Source organism: Psychrobacter sp. 1Y4, from assembly GCF_051847555.1.
In genome coordinates, this window is the sequence record NZ_JBPYDE010000555.1 from 1 (window position 1) to 705 (window position 705).

General features: G+C 46.4%; 1 protein-coding gene. It reads right to left on the reverse strand.

Annotation, left to right across the window (positions count from 1 at the left end; translation table 11 throughout):
• The coding region (locus ACS8FC_RS17525) for an FAD-binding protein (protein ID WP_439297727.1) at nt 1–705 on the reverse strand (705 nt) is incomplete at both ends.

Sequence of the window (705 nt, forward strand, 5' to 3'; positions counted from 1 at the left end):
TCTCATCAGCCACGTCTTGTGCATTGTAGCCTGACGTTGATTGCTGCAATTTGTCTAAACGACCAACCGTGATATCAAGTACATGCGGATCAAGTGGCTTGTAGTTATGGTCATTTTGATGAAATTCATCAACAATGTGCTTACCAGCAGCACGACCAAACACGACCAAATCAAGTAGTGAGTTAGTACCTAAACGGTTGGCACCGTGTACACTCACACAAGCGCACTCACCAATAGCGTATAGGCCTTTAACGACGTTACCATTGGCATATAAACCGTCTTCGTCAGTACCCGCTTCTAGATCCGGCACGATTACCTGACCATGGATAGTAGTAGGAATACCACCCATCATGTAGTGAATGGTTGGGATAACTGGAATAGGCTCTTTGGTAATGTCAACGTTGGCGAAGTTTTTACCGATCTCAAATACTGACGGTAGACGCTTCATGATAGTGTCAACACCCAAATGCGTCATGTCCATGACGATATGGTCGGCATTAGGGCCACAACCACGACCTTCTTTGATTTCTTGGTCCATAGAACGCGATACTAGATCACGTGGTGCCAAATCCTTAACGGTTGGCGCATAACGCTCCATGAAAGCTTCGCCATCTTTATTACGCAAGATAGCACCTTCACCGCGGCAACCTTCAGTCAATAGTACACCTGCACCATGAACGCCCGTTGGATGGAATTGCCAGAACT